This window comes from Ornithinimicrobium carbonis (assembly GCF_050703245.1).
GTDB lineage: Bacteria > Actinomycetota > Actinomycetes > Actinomycetales > Dermatophilaceae > Ornithinicoccus.
On sequence record NZ_CP192647.1, the window covers coordinates 2756475 to 2774437 of the forward strand.

10 protein-coding genes and 2 pseudogenes are annotated in these 17963 nt (G+C 74.6%); 7 read left to right on the forward strand and 5 right to left on the reverse strand.

Going from position 1 to position 17963, the window contains the following annotated elements; translation table 11 throughout:
• Positions 1–177: 177 nt before the first annotated feature.
• The gene (gene recA / locus ACQ95T_RS13885) at positions 178–1224 is read right to left on the reverse strand and encodes a recombinase RecA (RefSeq protein WP_425941832.1); all 1047 of its coding nucleotides are present in this window, start codon (positions 1222–1224) and stop codon (positions 178–180) included.
• Between the two features lie 357 nt (positions 1225–1581).
• Here recA and ACQ95T_RS13890 point away from each other — a divergent pair, with 357 nt between their 5' ends.
• The 4 genes and pseudogenes from ACQ95T_RS13890 (at position 1582) to ACQ95T_RS13905 (ending at position 5464) form a co-directional block, all read left to right on the forward strand.
• Positions 1582–2394, forward strand: coding sequence for a YwiC-like family protein (locus ACQ95T_RS13890; RefSeq protein WP_425941488.1), 813 nt, complete (start codon positions 1582–1584; stop codon positions 2392–2394).
• Between the two features lie 167 nt (positions 2395–2561).
• Positions 2562–3834, forward strand: a pseudogene (locus ACQ95T_RS13895) (aspartate kinase).
• 71 nt (positions 3835–3905) lie between these two features.
• Positions 3906–4941: pseudogene (locus tag ACQ95T_RS13900) on the forward strand (aspartate-semialdehyde dehydrogenase).
• A 178-nt stretch (positions 4942–5119) separates the two neighbouring features.
• Positions 5120–5464: a hypothetical protein gene (locus ACQ95T_RS13905; protein WP_431473020.1), complete on the forward strand. Its 345-nt coding sequence runs from the start codon at positions 5120–5122 to the stop codon at positions 5462–5464.
• A gap of 7 nt (positions 5465–5471) precedes the next feature.
• Here the strand turns inward: ACQ95T_RS13905 and ACQ95T_RS13910 are convergent, their stop codons facing one another.
• Complete coding sequence (locus tag ACQ95T_RS13910) at positions 5472–5696, reverse strand: DUF3046 domain-containing protein (protein WP_425941495.1); 225 nt, start codon at positions 5694–5696, stop codon at positions 5472–5474.
• A 9-nt stretch (positions 5697–5705) separates the two neighbouring features.
• A complete protein-coding gene (locus tag ACQ95T_RS13915; RefSeq protein ID WP_425941497.1) occupies positions 5706–6632 on the reverse strand; it encodes an AEC family transporter in 927 nt (308 codons plus the stop codon).
• A 71-nt stretch (positions 6633–6703) separates the two neighbouring features.
• Between ACQ95T_RS13915 and ACQ95T_RS13920 the strand changes: the two genes are divergently transcribed.
• On the forward strand, positions 6704–8554 hold the full coding sequence (locus ACQ95T_RS13920) for a carboxyl transferase domain-containing protein (protein WP_425941498.1): 1851 nt from the start codon (positions 6704–6706) through the stop codon (positions 8552–8554).
• A 21-nt stretch (positions 8555–8575) separates the two neighbouring features.
• On the opposite strand, the gene ACQ95T_RS13925 is transcribed toward ACQ95T_RS13920, so the two are convergent.
• Both ACQ95T_RS13925 and ACQ95T_RS13930 read right to left on the reverse strand, forming a co-directional pair.
• Positions 8576–10519, reverse strand: coding sequence for an ABC transporter ATP-binding protein (locus ACQ95T_RS13925; RefSeq protein WP_425941500.1), 1944 nt, complete (start codon positions 10517–10519; stop codon positions 8576–8578).
• On the reverse strand, positions 10516–12486 hold the full coding sequence (locus tag ACQ95T_RS13930; protein WP_425941501.1) for an ABC transporter transmembrane domain-containing protein: 1971 nt from the start codon (positions 12484–12486) through the stop codon (positions 10516–10518). The genes ACQ95T_RS13925 and ACQ95T_RS13930 overlap by 4 nt, the downstream gene beginning before the upstream one ends.
• 107 nt (positions 12487–12593) lie before the next feature.
• On the opposite strand from ACQ95T_RS13930, the gene ACQ95T_RS13935 reads away from it, so the two are divergent.
• The gene (locus tag ACQ95T_RS13935; RefSeq protein WP_425941503.1) at positions 12594–12794 is read left to right on the forward strand and encodes a hypothetical protein; all 201 of its coding nucleotides are present in this window, start codon (positions 12594–12596) and stop codon (positions 12792–12794) included.
• 42 nt (positions 12795–12836) lie between these two features.
• On the forward strand, positions 12837–17954 hold the full coding sequence (locus tag ACQ95T_RS13940; protein ID WP_425941834.1) for an Lhr family ATP-dependent helicase: 5118 nt from the start codon (positions 12837–12839) through the stop codon (positions 17952–17954).
• The last annotated feature ends 9 nt before the right edge of the window (positions 17955–17963 follow it).

Below are 17963 nucleotides of genomic sequence, written 5' to 3' on the forward strand. Positions count from 1 at the left end.
GACCGTCCCGACGTCCTGCTGCCCGACCCCGACCGTGTTCCCCGTCGACGGGGGTCCCGCCGTCCGCGAGGGCCGTCGACGAGGTCCGGCCGGGGCTGAGCCCGGAAGCGCTGGCGACGGACTCCGCCTCCGCCAGCGCCCGCCGCGCCGCAGACAACCGGTCTGCGTCGGTGCCCATCAGAAGTCGACCGAGACCTCACCGGTCACCGGGTCGACCCCGTCCGGCAGGTCCTCGGCGGTCTGCTTGGGCACCCCGATGCCGAGCTTGGCCTTGATCTTGCGGTCGATCTCCTCGGACAGGTCCGGGTTGTCCTTGAGGAACTGGCGGGCGTTCTCCTTGCCCTGCCCCATCTGGTCGCCCTCGTAGGTGTACCAGGCGCCGGACTTGCGCACGAAGCCGTGCTCGACGCCCACGTCGATGAGGCCGCCCTCCCGGGAGATGCCCTGCCCGTAGAGGATGTCGAACTCGGCCTGCTTGAACGGCGGCGACACCTTGTTCTTGACGATCTTGGCCCGGGTGCGGTTGCCGACCGCGTCGGTGCCGTCCTTGAGGGTCTCGATGCGGCGCACGTCGATGCGGACCGAGGCGTAGAACTTCAGCGCCTTGCCACCGGTGGTGGTCTCCGGCGAGCCGAACATGACCCCGATCTTCTCGCGCAGCTGGTTGATGAAGATCGCCGTGGTGCCGGTCGTGCTGATCGCGCCGGTGATCTTGCGCAGGGCCTGGGACATCAGCCGGGCCTGCAGACCCACGTGGCTGTCGCCCATCTCGCCCTCGATCTCGGCCCGCGGCACGAGCGCCGCGACCGAGTCGATGACGATGATGTCGATCGCCCCCGACCGGATCAGCATGTCGGCGATCTCCAGGGCCTGCTCGCCGGTGTCCGGCTGGCTCACCAGCAGGGCGTCCGTGTCCACGCCGAGGTTCTTCGCGTAGTCGGGGTCGAGCGCGTGCTCGGCGTCGATGAAGGCGGCGATCCCGCCGGCCTTCTGGGCGTTGGCCACGGCGTGCAGCGCGACCGTGGTCTTGCCGCTGGACTCCGGCCCGTAGATCTCCACCACGCGGCCGCGGGGCAGACCGCCCACGCCCAGGGCGACGTCGAGGGCGATGGACCCCGTCGGGATAACCCGGATGGGCGGACGGTCCTCGTCCCCCAGGCGCATCACCGACCCCTTGCCGTGCTGCTTCTCGATCTGCGCCATGACGGCGTCGAGAGCCCGCATCCTGTCGTTGCCGGCAGCGACCGGCGATGCCGTCTTCGTCGTGGCCTGGGCCATGTCCGTGCTCCTTCGTTGCTCGTGGTGGGCGCGCCTACCTTCGACCGACCTCCGGCCGCCGTCCCCTTGCAGGGCCTCGTCCCGTGTCCAGTCAGACGCTAGGTGCCGCCACCGACAGACCCGGCCTCCCACGGCATACCTGTGGGTGTCCGGTCCCGTCGGGGGGACCATGGGGACGAGCGTAGTCGAAAGTCTGTACGAACTGCTGAACCACCTCCCGGCGTGTTCCGGGACGACTCACCCGGCGCCGTCCGCGACACCCACCCGGCGCGGTCTGCCGATCTGTTCACTACACTGCGTCGTATGAGCGTCCGGTCCTCTGTGGCGCCCACCGCCCGGAAGCTGCCCGGGCCGGGGGCGGGTCACCGGGGAGGCCGACGGCGCCGACGGCCGGGCTGGGTCCCCAACCAGCACGGGGCCTGGGCGATGCTGTCGGCCCCCCTCCTCGTCGGCACGCTGGCCTCGGGACCCCGCTGGGCGCACCTGCTGCTGGCGGCCTTCTGGTTCGCCGGCTACCTCGCCTTCTTCGCGGCCACGCTCTGGCTGAAGTCCCGCCGACGGCCGCGCCACCTGGCTCCGGTACAGGTGTACGTCGCCCTGGCGACCGCCCTGGGCGCGGCCCTGCTCCTGGTCGAGCCGACGCTGGTGCGCTGGGCCCCGCTGTTCGTCGTCCCGCTCTCGGTCGGCATGGTCGCCTCGGCGACCCGGCACGAGCGGGCCCTGATCGCCGGACTGGCCACCGCGGCCGGGTCCTGCCTGATGACGCCGGTCGCCTACGACCTGGGTCCGGGCGAGCGGTGGACGGTGGCCTGGATCCTCACCGGCGTCCTGGCGGGCTACTTCACCGGCACCGTCTTCTACGTCAAGAGCGCGATCCGGCGACGGGGCAGCACCGTCTTCCTCCTGCTCTCGGTGGGCTACCACCTGCTCCTGGCGGTCCTCGCCCTCGCCCTGCTGCCCCACGGCGCGCGGCTGCCCCTGGGCGGTCTGGCCCTGGTCCTGGCGGTGCGGGCCGCCGCCGTGCCCCGCCTCGGGTGGAGCCCCGCACGGCTCGGGGTCGGCGAGATCGTCGCCACCCTCGCCGTGGTCGTCCTCGCGCTCACCACGCTCGTCTGACCCGACCCGACCCGACCCGACGTGACCGGACGCGCGCCGTCACCGCGCTCCCCGCTCCTTCCGCCGCGTCAACGACCCCCGTTCCTCTCCCCTACACTGGCTGCCAGTCCGGGACCTGCGACGCCGACGTCATCCCGTGCCACCCTGCCCCCTGCCCAGGAAGCACCATGGCTCTGCTCGTGATGAAGTTCGGCGGTTCGTCCGTCGCCGACGCCGAGGCGATGCGCCGCGTCGCCCGCCGCGTCGTGGCCGCCCACCGCGCGGGCGACCAGGTCGCCGTCGTCGTCTCCGCGATGGGGGACACGACCGACGAGCTCCTCGACCTGGCCGCCCAGATCGCCGACGGACCGCCGCCGGAGCGCGAGATGGACATGCTCCTGTCGGCGGGCGAGCGGATCTCGATGGCCCTGCTGGCGATGGCCATCCAGGACCTGGGCGTGCCCGCCCGCAGCTTCACCGGCGCCATGGCCGGGATGCGCACCGACACCGCGCACGGCCGTGCCCGACTGCTCGACGTCCAGCCCGCCCGGGTCCGCGGCACCCTGGAGGAGGGCGGCGTGGCCATCGTGGCCGGCTTCCAGGGCATCTCGACCGACGACGACATCACCACCCTGGGCCGCGGCGGGTCCGACACCACGGCGGTGGCGCTGGCGGCCGCCCTGGACGCCGACGTCTGCGAGATCTACACGGACGTGGACGGCCTCTACACCGCCGACCCGCGGATCGTCCCCAGCGCCCGGAGGGTGACCCGGCTGACCATCGAGGAGACCCTCGAGATGGCCGCCCACGGCGCCAAGATCCTGCACCTGCGGGCGGTGGAGTACGCCCGGCGCTTCCACGTCCCGCTCCACGTCCGCAGCAGCTTCTCCGACCAGGAGGGCACCTGGATCCTCGTCGGCCGACCCCTCACGGAGGACACCATGGAAGAACCGATCATCTCCGGCATCGCGCACGACCGCTCGCTGGGCAAGGTCACCGCCGTCGGCATCCCGGACCGCCCCGGGGCGGCGGCAGCCGTCGTGGGCGCGGCCTCCCGGGCCGGCGTCTCGATCGACATGATCGTGCAGAACGTCTCGACCTCGGACGCGGCGACCTCCGACATCCTCTTCACCATCCCCCGAGACCGACGGCCCGACCACGGTCGCCGCGGTCCGGGCGCTGCAGGACGAGATGGGCTTCGACGACGTCCTCTACACCTCGCACGTGGGCAAGCTGTCGCTCGTGGGGGCGGGCATGCGCTCCAACCCGCAGGTCGCCGCCCAGCTCTTCGCCGCCCTGGCCGACGCCGGGGTCAACATCGAGATGATCAGCACCTCCGAGATCCGGATCTCGGTGATCTGCGACCAGTCCGACCTGGAGGACGCCGTGCGCGCCGTGCACACGGCCTTCGGGCTGGACGCCGAGGACGCGGCCGTGGTCTACGGCGGGACGGGCCGGTGAACGCCGTGACCGGGCACGACCGGCACCTGCACGTGGCCCTGGTGGGGGCGACCGGACAGGTCGGCGCGGTGATGCGGCGGCTGCTGTCCGAGCGCGACTTCCCCGTCGCCTCCGTGCGCTACCTCGCCTCCGCCCGCTCCGCCGGCACCGAGCTGCCCTGGGACGGGTCGGCCAACGGCCTCGAGGGGTATGCCGAGGCGCGCCAGATCCTCGTCGAGGACGTGGCCACCGCCGACCTGTCCGGCATCGACGTGGCCCTCTTCTCCGCCGGGGGCTCCGCCTCGAAGGAGCACGCACCCCGCCTCGCCGCCGCCGGTGCGGTCGTGGTCGACAACTCCTCCGCCTGGCGGATGGACGACGCGGTGCCGCTGGTCGTCAGCGAGGTCAACCCGCAGGATCTGGGGCTCGCGCTGGGCGGGGGCGGGTCGCGGATCGTGGCCAACCCCAACTGCACGACGATGGCGGCCATGCCGGTGCTGCGGCCCCTCCATGCCGAGGCCGGGCTGGAACGGCTGCGGGTGGCCACCTACCAGGCCGTCTCCGGGTCCGGGCTCGCGGGCGTGCGCGAGCTCGGCGACCAGGTGCGCGCGGCCCTGGCCGGCGAGGAGCCGGTGGAGGCGCTGACCCACGACGGGTCGGCGGTGGCGCTGCCGGAGCCGACCACCTACGTGGCCCCGAATCGCGTTCAACGTCCTGGCCATGGCCGGCGACCTCGTCGAGGACGGGGAGACCTCCGAGGAGGTCAAGCTGCGCAACGAGTCGCGCAAGATCCTGGGCGTCCCCGCGCTGGCGGTGTCCGGCACCTGCGTGCGGGTGCCCGTCTTCACCGGGCACAGCCTGGCGGTCCACGCCGAGTTCGCCCGGCCGATCACCCCGGAGCGGGCCACCGAGCTGCTCGGCCAGGCTCCCGGCGTCGCGCTCGCCGACGTGCCGACGCCCCTGCAGGCCGCCGGGCAGGACCCCTCCTTCGTCGGCCGTATCCGGGTCGACCAGAGCGTGCCCGAGGGTCGCGGCCTGGTGATGTTCGTGGCCAACGACAACCTGCGCAAGGGCGCGGCGCTCAACGCCGTGCAGATCGCCGAGCTCCTCCTGCAGCACGACCTCTGACCCGGCCGCGCGGATGACAGGCCGGGCCGCACGGTCCACAGTGGGACCATGACCGACACCGACAGCAGCACACGCCCTGACCGAGGACGAGCAGGCGCTCGTCAAGCGCTCCGCCTTCGGCGCCATCGCCCTCGTCTCGCGCTCCGACCCCGGCTTCTTCGCGATGTTCAAGGAGTCGATGGCCGGCTCCAAGGCGTTCCAGGAGGCCCCGGCTGCGGTCCAGGAGCTGCTGCGCGACGGCGGCTTCCCCACCCCGCCCACCGGGTCCCCGGACGAGGTGGAGCAGACCGTCCTCGACGAGCTCGGGCGGGCGGTCGACGTCCTCCGCGCCAAGGCACCGGCGCAGGCGGACGGCTACCGCGACGTCGTCCTGGCCGCGGCCGACCGGGTGGCCCAGGCCTCCGACGGCGTGGCGCCCGCGGAGCAGGAGATGATCGAGAAGATCCGCCGGGCGGTCGCCGGCGGGCTGGCGGGCGAACCTCCCGTGGGCGACACGGCCACGGACGCCCCGCGCCAGCCCTGAGGAGGCCTCAGGAGCGGGTACGCCGGCGGTCGGGCAGGTAGTGGTGCTCTGGGGGCACCTCGAGGTCGCGCACGACGGCCTCCCACACCTGCCGGACCGGGTCTCCGTCGGCCAGGGCCTGCTCGGCCGTCCGGCTGCCCAGCGACCCCAGGGCCTGCCCCTGGGCGACGAGCGCGGCATACCCCTGCCCGAACTCCTGCTCCATCAGGGCCCAGAACTCGCTCAACCGCACCGCGCCAGCCTACCCACCGCCGGCGAGGGCGACGACCAGCAGCATCGCGGGCGCCGCCAGCACCGTGGTGACGAAGACGCTGTCCCGGGCGATGTCCTCCCCCCGCCCGTAGGCCACCGCGAGGACGAAGACGTTCTGTGCCGTCGGCAGCGTGGACATCACCACGACCGCCAGCACCTCCGCCCCCGACAGCCCCAGGACGGGGCCGGCGACCAGGCCCGCCACGGCAGGCATCAGCCCGAGCTTGAGCAGGACGACGGCCGCCAGCTCGGCGAGGTTGTCGCGTCCGCGCGGCAGGGGTGAGAGGCGCAGCGAGATCCCGAACGCGAGCAGCATCCCGGGGATCGCCAGGCCGCCGACGAGCTCCGTGGGCCCCCGCACCACCGCGGGGAGGGTGATGCCGGTGAGCGCGACGACCAGTCCGAGCATGCTGCCGATGGTTAGCGGGTTGGTGACCGGCGAGCGCAGCAGCCGCCCCAGCGACACCCGCCCCGACTGGCTGGCGTCCAGCGCCGCCAGCCAGGCCGGCTGCAGGACGAGCAGCTGCATGAGGATGATCGGGGCCGACCACGACGCGTCGCCCAGCACGTAGATGGCGATCGGTAGGCCGAGGTTGTTGGAGTTGACGTAGCTCACGCTCATCCCGCCCATGAGGGCGTGGGTCAGGCTGCGGCGCAGCACCAGCCGGGCCAGGAGGAGGTATGCCGCGGCCGTCACCACCACGCCGGCCACCGTGGCGACCAGGAAGCCGGAGAAGATCACGCCGACGTCGGCGTCCGCCACGACGAGGAAGAGCAGCGCGGGCGAGCCGACCCAGAAGGTGAGCCGGGCGAGCATCTGCTGCTCGGTCCGGCCGAAGAGGCGGGTGTGCGCGAGCAGCCACCCGACCGCGACGACCGCCGCGATCAGCCAGAATCCCTGGAGCACGGCCGCCACGGACCGCATTATCGCGGTCGCGCGGCGTTACCTGTCGGTAGGGTCGACGGCCCGCTGCTAGCCTGCGTGGAATGCGCGATCCGGGCCGTCCCGACCAGGGCGAGGACCACCACGACCTCCACGACGACTACGTCACCGGCGACGGTGGCGTGACGCCCGACCTGCTCGACCTGCGGCCCCGCACCCCCCGCACCGTGGCCTCGCTCTACGAGAAGCGGCCGGGGTTGAACCCGACCGAGGCCGCCCGGGCCTTCATCGCCTCGGTGGACCTCCAGGAGCGCTACGGCCACCTGCGGGTCGTGGACGACCTCATCGGCCTGCAGCGCCGGGTCGGGGACACGATCGAGCGCTACACCGACAAGCTCACCAGCGCCGAGGCGCGCAGCGGGTCGACGGAGTCGGCCAAGTTCGGGATCGGGCACTTCCGGGGGCAGAGGGCCGTGGTCTACGTGGTCGACTGGTCCTTCTTCGCCGGGTCCCTGGGCGAGGTCGCCGGGGAGAAGTTCGTCCAGGCCGCCGAGCTGGCCGAGCGCGAGAAGCTCCCGCTGGTGAGCATGGGGGCCTCCTCCGGGGTGCGCCAGCACGAGAACGTCCTGGGCCTGATCCAGATGCAGCGGATGGCCGCCGCGGCCAACAAGTTCCAGCACACCACCAACCGCCCCTACGTCAGCGTCCTGGCGGGGCAGGTGTGGGGCGGGATGTCGGCGAGCGCGGTGCCCGCCGCCGACCTCATCGTGGCGCTCGAGGGCACCGACTACGGGTTCGCCGGGCGCCGGGTCATCGAGACCTTCGAGGGCAAGGAGGTCCCGCGCGGGCTGCAGAGCGCCGAGGCCAACTACCTGGACCGCAACGTCGACGTCCTCGTCAAGGACGTCGACGAGCTGGTCGAGCTGCTCGGGCGGATGTTCGAGGCCGGCCGCTCCACCTCACGGCTGCGCGACCGTCGGCGCGACGACGTCGCCGACGGGGCCGAGGACACCGGCCGGGAGGTCACCGTGGGTCCGGAGGGCTTCTCGGCCGCGCTGTGGGACCGCCAGGGGGTCGAGCGCCGGGTCCACCTGCCCCGCGACCGCCGGGACCGTGGCCGCGCGACGGCCGGGGAGACGCTCATCGCGCGGTACAACGAGATCGCCGCGGGGGCGGGGCGTCTGGACACCGAGTTCCTCCTGCGCACCGTCTTCGACTCGGCTGTCCCCTTCTACAACCACGTCCGGTTCGAGGACGACACGATCTACCCCCACGTCGTCGCGGCGCTGGCCACGATCGGGGACCACTCCTTCATGGTCATCGGGGACCAGCCCTCCTACCGGATCAGCGGCGACTACGTGGGCAAGCGGCCGCCCAACCCGGGTCCGGAGGACTACGAGTACGCCGTCCGCATGCTGGACGCCGCGGAGCGCTGGGAGCTGCCGGTCGTCTTCCTCACCGACACGCTGGGGGCGCTGCCGACGATGGCCGCCGAGCGCCGCGGCCAGTCCCGGGCCATCGCCCAGTGCATCAAGCGCGCCGCCTCCCACCCCTACCCCACCGTGGCGGTGATCACCGGAGCCATGGGCAGCGGTGGCGGGCTGGCCACCACGCCGTTCGGACGGCACACCGTGATGTTCGACAGCGCGCTCGGCTTCGTCTCCGAGCCGCGCTCCACGGCGACCATCCTGTACAACGTGGCCAACCCCTCGGTGGAGCAGGTGGCGATGACGCTGGAGACCATGAAGGCCTCCGCCGACGACCTTCGCTCCCAGGGTCTGGTCGACACGATCGTGGAGGACGGCGACCGTCCCCGCGCCACGGCGCGGGCGCTGCGGGCCTCCGTCGTGGAGGGGTACAACGAGCAGCACGGGCTGAGCCCCCGACGGCTGCGGCAGAAGGCCGACGACCGGCTGCGGCCGCGCACCCTGGGCAAGCTCTCCACCGGGGACTGACCCCCGGACCGTCGGGCCGGCTCAGCTGGTCCAGGCCCGCCAGAGGGCGGCGTACTGCCCGTCCGCGGCGAGAAGCTCCTCGTGGCTGCCCAGCTCGACGATCCGCCCCTCCTGCACCACCGCGATCCGGTCCGCGTCGTGCGCGGTGTGCAGCCGGTGGGCGATCGCCACCACGGTGCGGCCGGTCAGGAGCGCGTGCATCGACCCCTCGAGGTGTCGTGCCGTGCGCGGGTCGATGAGGCTGGTCGCCTCGTCCAGGACGAGGGTGTGCGGGTCGGCGAGGAGGAGCCGCGCCAGCGCCACCTGCTGCGCCTGCCCGGGGGTCAGCTCGTGGTGCCCCGACCCCAGCACGGTCGCCAGCCCGCCCGGCAGGGCCCGCACCCAGGCCGCCGCGTCCACCGTGGCCAGCGCACGCCATACCTCCTCGTCGGTGGCGTCCTCGCGCGCGAGGGCGACGTTGTCGCGCAGGCTGCCACGGAAGACGTGGTGCTCCTGGGTGACGAGCGCGACCTGCCGGCGCAGCTCGTTCAGGGGCAGGGAGACCAGGTCGACCCCTCCGACGGTGGCGGACCCGGTGCGGGGGGCGTGCACGCCGGCGAGCAGCCGGCCCAGCGTGGACTTGCCGGACCCGGACGGCCCGACCACCGCCAGCCGCTCCCCCGGCGCCAGGTCCAGGTCGATGCCGTGCAGCACGTCCTGACCCTCCCGGTAGGCGTAGGTCATCCCCCGGCCCACCAGGTGGTCGTCGACGGGACGGTCCGTCCCGGGCGTCCGGTCCGGGGGAACCTCGGCGATGCCCAGCAGGCGGGTCGTGGAGGCGATGCCCACCTGCAGCTCGTCCACCACCCCCACCAGACGGTCGAAGGGACCGTAGAAGGTCTCGATGTAGAGCATCGCGGCGGTGATCTGCCCGAGGGTGACCACCCCCTGCGCGTGCAGCACGGCGCCGACGCCCAGGGTGATGACCCGGGGCAGGGAGAACGCCATGTCCATGACCGCGAACAGCACGTTGCGCAGCGTCAGGCCGTAGCGCTCGGCCTGGGCGCTGACCTCGACGTCGTCCTCGGCCGCCCGCCGGCGCTCCTCCTGCAGGCCCAGCGCCTCGACCGTCCGCGCCCCCTCGACCGTCTCGGCCAGGGTGCTGCCGATCCGGCTGTAGGTGGCCCCCTCGAGCAGGTATGCCGCCGGCGCCCGGCGCAGGTACCGGCGCACCTGCTCCATCGAGAGCGTGGCCGTGACCAGGGTGGGCAGGGCCAGCACCCAGGAGTTGACCACCATCGCCACGACGGTGAGTCCGAGGGTCACCACCCCGATGACGAACTCGGGCAGGGCCCAGCGCACCGCGCGGCTCATCGAGGCGACGTCGCGGGTGACCCTGGTCACCAGGTCGCCGGTGCCCGTGGACTCGACGGTGCCCAGCGGCAGCCGCAGCACCGCCCGCACGACGTGCTCACGGGCCTGGGCCAGCACGTCCTGTCCCAGCACGGCGGCGAGCCACTTGGCCAGGTGGGTCAGGACCGCCTGGGCCACGAGCACCCCCGTGACGACGGCGACGAAGGTGCTCACCGTCGCCACGGCCGGGCGACCGTCCGCCTCGACGACCGCGTCCACGAGCCTGCCGAGGAGCAGCGGGACCGCCAGACCGGCGGCGGCGGCCAGCCCGTTGGCCGCGACGACGAGCACGAGGAGGCGCGTCCGGTCCCGCAGCAGCCCCGCCAGGTAGCGCAGCACGACGGGGGTCGGCGCCACGGGCAGACCCCGGTCCGGGGACAGGGCGGTGAGCAGGTGCTCCTCGGCGCGCCGCCGGCGCAGGGCGTGCCGGGCCCACAGGGACCGGTGGCGTTCGCGCGGGCCGGCGCTGCCCCGCGGGGGCGGCCGCAGCGCCGCCGGCACCGGCGGGGCGGTCCCACGGCGGTCCACCCAGGTGCTGGCCCGGTCCGGCGGTGCGGGCAGGGTGGCGGTCACGGGGTCACCTCCCCGGCCAGGACCGGGGTGCCGCCCGGCACCGGGACGGTGTCGGTGGCGGGGTCGCCGCGCAGCACGGTGCGCCGGTAGTCCGGGTCTCGGGTGACGAGCTCCTCGTGGGTGCCGGTGGCGACCACGCGGCCCGCGTCCAGCAGGGCGACGTCGTCGGCGTGGTGCAGCAGCAGCGGCGAGGCGGTCACGACCACCGTGGTGCGGCCGCGCCGGTGCCCGGGAAGCCGGGCGGCGACGAGGGCCTCGGTGTGGGCGTCGACGGCCGAGGTCGGTTCGACGAGCACGAGCACCGGGGGGTCGGCGGCCAGCGCCCTCGCCAGGACCAGCCGCTGGCGCTGTCCTCCGGACAGCCCCCGGCCACGTTCCTCCAGCCGGCCCTGCCACCCCCCGGGCAGCACGTCGTAGACGTCCTCGGCGGCGGCCGACCGCAGCGCGGCCTCCGCCGCCGCGTGGTCGAGGCGGTCGTGCGGGTCCACCGCCTCCTGCAGGGTGCCGGAGAAGACCTGGGCGCCGGCGTCGCTGACCAGCACGAGCCGGCGCACCTGCTCCATCGGCAGCCGGGCCAGGTCGACCCCGCCCAGGGTCACGCCCCAGGGGGCGAGCGCGCGCTCCTGGTCGGCGCGCTCCAGACGGGCCCGGGCCGCCGCGCGCTCCCGCCGGGCCAGGGCGAGCGCCCGACGGTCGCCGTCCTCGTCCTCGTCGTCGTCCTCCTCCCCCGGCACCCCGTCGGCGGCGGGGAGGTAGCGGCCGAGCCGGTCGGCGAGCGCGGCCGCGTCGTCGGGCACGGCCGCGACCACCATCGTCAGCCGGCCGGGCCGTACCCGCAGGCCCGAGGCGACGTCCACGAGCTCCCCGCGACCCAGCCGCTCGAGCTCCTCGGGTGCCACCAGGGCGGGCCGGGGCCACGGGTCGGGAGTGCCCAGCACCCCCACCGTGCGCCGCGCGGCCACGAGGGACCGGGTCAGCTGCTGAGCGGCCTCGAAGACGACCCGGATGGGCTGGACCAGGAACAGGGCGTACCCCAGGAAGGTCACGAGCTCACCGACCTGCAGGTCGCCGGCGCGCACCCGGTCCACCCCGAGCACCATGAGGACGACCACGAAGAGTCCGGACAGCAGGACACCGACCGCCTCGACGAACGCGCCCCAGGCGCCCGAGCGCACGCCCGCGCGGCGCACCCGCTGGCTCTGCCGGGCGTAGTTGTCGCCGAACGTCCGCTCGCCGCCGATCCCACGCAGGATGCGCAGGCCGGCCACGATGTCGGTGGCCATGGACGTGAGCTCGGAGTCGCGGGCGCGCTCCCGGGTCTGGGCCGCGGCCAGGGGCCGCAGCAGCACCGAGGACACCACCACGAGAAGAGGCGCGACGAGGAGGACCACCAGGCCCAGCGGCACCGAGACCTGGAGCACGATGACCGCGACGAGGGCGTAGGCCACGACGTTGCCGACGAGCCGGGAGACGATCTCCACGAAGTGGCCGAACTGGTCGCCGTCGCTGCCGTTGACGCTGAGCACCTCCCCCGTGGCCGCCCGGCGGGGCAGCACGTGCCCGAGGCGCACCCCCTGATGGGTCACCAGGAACGTCTGCCCGTAGGAGGCCACGAGCCAGGAGCGCACGACCACGGTGTGGTAGAAGACGCCGCTGGCCCCGCCGAGGAGGGTGACGAGCAGCAGGACGAGCAGCCAGGTCCCCAGCCGGCCGCCGTCGCCGCCGAGGATGCCCTCGTCGATGGCCCGGCCCAGGATCCAGGGGGTGAGGGCGGCCGGCAGCATCCACAGCAGGCTGCACAGGCACCCGGCCAGCACGAGGTCGGGCTGCTGGCGCAGCAACCACCACAGGAACCTGACCGGCCCCTGGGTGTCGGGCACCCCGATGGACCGCCGCGCCGTGGAGTCGGTGGGCGGGTAGTCGGCGGACGGCGTCCAGGCCGTCACGGTGGGGGGGAAGTCGCGCATGGCGAGCACCAAGCCTAGGCGTGCCCCCGCCCCACCACCACGGGTTTTCCCCCGGGGACGGGGGTGAGAGGATGGACCGGCCCATACCCGCACCGTGGAGGAGACCCGTGAGCACTCGTCAGGACCTGGCCTGGTGGCAGAAGCTGCTGGTGGCCGCGAAGCTGTGGCGCCCGCCGCACCGCACGCTCCACCACGAGGTGCGTGACATGGAGCGCCCCGCCGCTCCGCCGGTGACCGGTGCGCACGGCAACCGCGTCGTCTCCGCCACCCGCCGGCGGCTCGTGCCGCAGAGCGACGACGGGGTCTGACCCCACACTGTCGGTGCCGGGTGGGACAGTGATCCGGTGACGCTGGACGCCGCGACGGTCCTGGACCGCTTCTCCCCCGCCACCCGGGCCTGGTTCGACGCCTCCTTCCCCGCGCCCACGCCCGCCCAGGTGGGGGCCTGGGACGCCATCAGCCGGGGTGAGCACACCCTCGTGGTCGCACCCACCGGGTCGGGGAAGACGCTGTCGGCGTTCCTGTGGGCCATCGACCGGATCGTGGCCGACCCCCGGCCGACGCCGGTGGGTCCCACCGCTCGCGCCGCCCGGGTCACCGACACGGCGACGTCGACGGGGGGTGGACAGCCGACGGTGACGGAGGACCGCACCCCCGCGAGGCGGCCTGCCGCCGGGGCACGGACCGGGGGGACGCCGTCCCCCGGGACCGGCCGCTGCCGGGTGCTCTACGTCTCCCCGCTCAAGGCCCTCGCGGTCGACGTCGAGCGCAACCTGCGCTCGCCCCTCGTCGGCATCGGTCACGCCGCGACCCGGCTGGGGCTGGCGTCCCCGTCGGTCTCGGTGGCGGTCCGCTCGGGCGACACCCCGGCCGCGGAACGCCGGGCGTTCGCCCGGGAGGGCGCCGAGATCCTCATCACCACCCCCGAGTCCCTCTTCCTGCTGCTCACCTCCCAGGCCCGCAGCGCCCTCACCGGGGTGGAGTCGGTGGTCGTGGACGAGGTCCACGCGGTGGCCGGCACCAAGCGGGGGGCGCACCTGGCCGTGACCCTCGACCGGCTCGACGCGCTGCTGGAGCGGCCCGCCCAGCGGATCGGCCTGTCCGCGACGGTCCGCCCGGTCGAGGAGGTGGCCCGATACCTGGCCGGCGGACGTCCGGTGAGCACGGTCCAGCCCCCGTCCACCAAGGCGTGGGACCTGCAGGTCGTCGTCCCCGTCCCCGACATGTCGGACCCGGGGGCCACGGAGCGGGGCGAGGTGGCCGGGGCCCGGGCCGTGGTCCGTGCCCCCGCGACCGACGGGGGACCGACGGAGGACGCGTGGACGACGGGGACGGGCCCGGTGCTGCCGGACCTGGACGGCGACGGGGCGGCGGCGACAGCGGCGACGACGACGGCGGCGACGACCGACGGCGGCCCCGGGACGGGCGAGGTGTGGGCTCCGGCCCCCGACCCGGAGGAGCGCGCCTCCATCTGGCCCCACGTGGAGCGGCGCGTGGTGGACCTCGTCGGACGGCGCACGTCGACGCTGGTCTTCACCAACTCCCGACGGGTGGCCGAGCGCTTCACCGCCCGCCTGAACGAGCACTGGGACGCCCGGGGCACGGCGCCCGACGACTCCGGCACCGACGACCCGCCCGCCCCGGGGGGCCGGCCGCCCGCCCAGGTGATGGGCCAGGCGGGCGCCGACCGTGGCGCACCGCCGGTGCTGGCCCGCGCCCACCACGGGTCGGTCAGCAAGGAGCAGCGGGCCGTCATCGAGGACGCCCTGAAGACGGGCCGGCTGCCGGCGGTCGTGGCCACCAGCAGTCTCGAGCTGGGGATCGACATGGGCGCGGTCGACCAGGTGGTCCAGGTGGCCAGTCCCCCCAGCGTCGCCTCCGGCCTGCAGCGCGTCGGCCGGGCCGGACACCAGGTGGGCGCCGTCAGCCACGGGGTCTTCTTCCCCACCCACCGGGCCGACCTGGTCCAGACCGCCGTCGTCGTGGACCGGATGCGATCCGGGCTCATCGAGCGGCTGCAGGTGACGGCCAACCCCCTGGACGTGCTGGCCCAGCAGGTCGTGGCGATGGTGGCCATGGACGACTGGACGGTCACCGACCTGTTCGACCTGCTCCGCCGGTCCGCTCCGTTCGCGAGCCTGCCTCGCACCGTCTTCGAGGCGGTGCTCGACATGCTCGCCGGACGCTACCCCGGCGAGGACTTCGCCGACCTGCGTCCCCGCATCGTCTGGGACCGGGTCACCGACAGCCTCTCCGCCCGCCGGGGGGCCCAGCTGCTCGCCGTCACCTCGGGCGGGACGATTCCGGACCGGGGTCTGTACGCCGTGATGCTGGCGACCGGGGACGGACCCGGCCGGCGCGTGGGCGAGCTGGACGAGGAGATGGTCTACGAGTCCCGGGTGGGTGACGTCTTCACCCTGGGCACGACCAGCTGGCGCATCGAGGACATCACGCACGACCAGGTGCTGGTCACCCCGGCCCCCGGCCAGATCGGCAGGCTGCCGTTCTGGAAGGGCGAGTCCCAGGGCAGGCCGGCCGAGCTCGGGGCCGCGGTCGGAGAGTTCCTGCGCAGGACGGCCGCAGCCCCCCGTGACGCCGCGCTGGCCGAGCTGTCCGGACGCGGCCTGGACGACTGGGCCGCGCGCAACCTGGTGACCTACCTGGAGGACCAGCGGCAGGCGACCGGGCACGTGCCCGACGACCGGACGGTGGTGGTGGAGCGCTTCCGCGACGAGATCGGCGACTGGCGCGTCGTGGTCCACTCCCCCTGGGGCACCCCGGTTCACGCCCCCTGGGCGCTCTGCCTGGCCGCCCGGATGCGCGAACGCTACGGCACGGACGTGCAGGCGCTGGCGGCCGACGACGGCATCGTCCTCCGGCTGCCCGACCTGGGCGCCTGGGACGAGGACGGCTCCCCCACCGACGAGCGGACCCGGAACGCCCGGCTGGACGCCGAGATCGCCGAGCTGCTCACCCTGGACCCGGACGAGGTCCCCGACCTGGTCACCGCCGAGATCGGCGGGTCGGCCCTGTTCGCCTCCCGCTTCCGGGAGTGCGCCGCCCGTGCGCTGCTGCTGCCGCGGCGCACCCCTGGTCGACGCCAGCCGCTGTGGCAGCAGCGGCAGCGCTCCGCCCAGCTGCTCGAGGTCGCGGCCCGCTACCCCACCTTCCCGATCGTGCTGGAGGCGGTGCGCGAGGTCGTCCAGGACGTCTACGACGTGGACGCGCTCGTGGAGCTGATGCGCAGCATCGCCGCCCGTCGGGTCCGGGTCGTCTCGGTCACCTCCAGCACCGCCTCGCCCTTCGCCCGCAGCCTGCTCATGGGCTACGTGGCCCAGTTCCTCTACGAGGGCGACTCGCCGCTCGCCGAGCGTCGGGCCGCCGCGCTGTCCCTCGACCCCGCCCTGCTGGCCGAGCTGCTGGGCCGCGGCGAGGGCGCGTCCCTGCGCGACCTGCTCGATCCGCGGGTCGTGGCCCGCACGCTCGCGGAGCTGCAGCGGCTCACCCCGGAACGGGCGGCGCGGGACCCGGAGGAGCTCGTCGACCTCCTGCGCGTCCTGGGTCCGTCCACGACCGACGAGCTGGTGGCCCGCACCCAGGACGAGGTGCGCGGGCACGTCCCCGGATGGCTGGCGGAGCTGGTCGAGGCCCGCCGGCTCGTCGAGGTGCGGGTGGCCGGCGAGCAGCGCTGGGCCGACGGTCAGGACGCCGCCCGGCTGAGGGACGCGCTGGGCGTGGCCATGCCCGTCGGTGTGCCCGCCGCGTTCCTCGAAGCGGTCGAGGACCCCCTGGGCGACCTCGTCGTGCGCTACGCCCGCACGCACACCCCCTTCACCCTCGAGGAGCTGGCCTCCAGGCTCGGCCTCGGGGCCGCGGTCGTGCGGGACGCCCTGCGCCGGCTCGCCTCCTCCGGCCGGGTCGTCCAGGGGGCGCTGGTGCCGGACGGCAGCGGTGCCGACGACTGGTGCGACGCGGAGGTGCTTCGGCTGCTGCGGCGTCGGTCGCTGGCCGCGCTCCGGCAGGAGGTGGAACCGGTCACCGGGGCCACGTTCGCGCGCTTCCTGCCCCGCTGGCAGTCGGTCGGTGAGCTGCGGGGGATCGACGGCCTGGCGCGCGCGGTGGAGCAGCTGGCCGGCGCGCGGATGCCCGCCTCCGCCGTCGAGTCCCTCGTCCTGCCGGCCCGGGTCCGCGACTACTCCCCCGCCCTGCTGGACGAGCTGATGGCCTCCGGCGAGGTGCTCTGGCAGGGGCACGGCACCCTGCCGGGCGACGACGGGTGGATCTCCCTGCACCTGGCCGACACCGCCCACCTGACGCTCGCGCCGCCGGAGGCGGTCGAGGGCGGCACGGCCGAGCAGGTGCTCGAGCTGCTCGAGCGGGTGCCCGGCGGCGCCTACTTCTTCCGTGCACTGTCCGACGCCGTCGGCTCCACCGACGACGGCGCCCTGCTGACCACGCTGTGGGAGCTCGTGTGGGCCGGCCACGTCTCGGCCGACGGCTTCGCCCCGGTCCGTGCGGTGCTCTCGGGCGGGCGCTCGACCCACCGGTCCCGGCAGGCACCGCGCCGGGCGGCACGCTGGTCCCGCACCTCGGTCGCGCTCGCCTCGCGCCCGGCACGCCCGACCATGCCCGCGCGGTCCGGACCACCGACCGGTGTCGGCCGGTGGTCGCTGCTGCCGCCGCCGGAGCAGGACCCGACCGTCCGCGCCCTCGCGACCGCCGAGCAGCTGCTGGACCGCTACGGGGTGCTCACCCGCGGGTCGGTCGTGGCCGAGGGCGTGCCCGGGGGCTACGCGGGCGTCTACAGGGTGCTCGCCGGTGCCGAGGAGGCCGGTCGCGTCCGTCGCGGCTACGTCGTGGAGGGCCTCGGCGCCGCCCAGTTCGGCACGGCCGGTGCCATCGACCGGCTCCGCGCGATGGACGGTGACCTGGACCGTCCCGGTCGTGAGCCGGAGGTTGTCCTGCTCGCGGCCACGGATCCGGCCAACCCCTACGGGGCGGCCGTGCCGTGGCCGGACCGCGCCGGGGCATCGACCGACGGGGTGCGCCCCGGGGCCGACGAGGGCCGACCAGGACCCGGGGCCGAGGACACCACCTCCTCGACGAGTCCTGCCCCGACGCCCGCACCCGTCGCGGGCGTCGCCGCGACGGGCGCACCCGGCAGCCACCGACCGGGACGCAAGGCGGGGGCCATGGTGGTCCTCGTCGACGGCGCCCTCGTCCTGTACCTCGAACGCGGCGGGCGCAGCGCCCTCACCGCCGACCCTCCGCCCCACCTTCCGGCCGACCAGGTCTGGCAGGCGGTCGCCTCCCGGCTCGTCGACGCCGTGCGGTCGGGGTCCCTGCGGGGGTTGACCGTCGCCCGGGTCGACGGGGAGACGGCGCTGGGTTCGGACGCACCCCTGGCCCGGGCCCTCGTCGGCGCCGGGTTCCACACCGCCCCGCAGGGGTTGCGGTTGCGACGCTGAGGCCGGTCC

Coding starts and splice junctions, on each gene's coding strand:
- recA (WP_425941832.1), bottom strand. CDS start 1,224: ATGCGGGCTCTCGACGCCGTCATGGCGCAGATCGAGAAGCAGCACGGC.
- ACQ95T_RS13890 (WP_425941488.1), top strand. CDS start 1,582: ATGAGCGTCCGGTCCTCTGTGGCGCCCACCGCCCGGAAGCTGCCCGGG.
- ACQ95T_RS13905 (WP_431473020.1), top strand. CDS start 5,120: ATGGCCGGCTCCAAGGCGTTCCAGGAGGCCCCGGCTGCGGTCCAGGAG.
- ACQ95T_RS13920 (WP_425941498.1), top strand. CDS start 6,704: ATGCGCGATCCGGGCCGTCCCGACCAGGGCGAGGACCACCACGACCTC.
- ACQ95T_RS13930 (WP_425941501.1), bottom strand. CDS start 12,486: ATGCGCGACTTCCCCCCCACCGTGACGGCCTGGACGCCGTCCGCCGAC.